This window comes from Thiolapillus sp. (assembly GCF_048562965.1).
In the GTDB taxonomy this organism is placed as follows: domain Bacteria; phylum Pseudomonadota; class Gammaproteobacteria; order Chromatiales; family Chromatiaceae; genus Thiolapillus; species Thiolapillus brandeum_A.
Map to the genome: position 1 here is coordinate 1 of NZ_JBHNMF010001476.1, position 610 is coordinate 610.

Annotated in this window: 1 pseudogene; it reads right to left on the minus strand. The window is 51.1% G+C overall.

What is annotated here, in order from left to right:
- Window positions 1-200: 200 nt before the first annotated feature.
- Window positions 201-488, minus strand: a pseudogene (locus tag ACOCD2_RS25020) (IS66 family transposase); the annotation flags it as partial.
- Window positions 489-610 lie beyond the last annotated feature (122 nt).

Here is a 610-nt window from a genome sequence, read left to right on the forward strand (position 1 = left end):
CAGGATGCAGCAATCAGCGTATAGAACAAGCTCTAACGGGCAGTATGAACAAAATAGCAACTTTATTTCACCCGAAAATATACGGTGGAACAATGTTGCTTACTCTAAACTCTAGTTATCCAAAAACACACCCAAAAACACCCAAATCAACTTACAATCGTCATGTTGACGTTGATCTGATCCGTCACAGCTACTTTCAGTTGCTGTTCCCGCAGCAGGTTGATCAACGGTTTGAATACGTCATCCAGGCGGATGATCCAGTTGGCCATCGTCGTGCGGCTGATACGGCCGCCATGGCGCTTGAGAATGCCTTCAAGCCGGTACAGCGGCAGGGCGTCGGCATACTTGGCCACCAGAATCCAGGCCAGCAGCTGCACGCTGGCGAGGCATTTGCCCAGCGGGTGTGCCGGCCGTGGCGCGGCCTTGACCTGCTGGCTGCCGTCTTCGGTATCGAAAACGGCTTTTTCCTGCCAGTATTCGATCACCCGGCCCCCCCCTCTGTCAGGATAGATGTCCATCCATATAAAATGGAATTCTAAATGAATTCCCGAGGGGGCATGAGAGCAACTGAAATGCGTTATCCGAAAGAGAGAAAAGAAGCAGTTCTGAA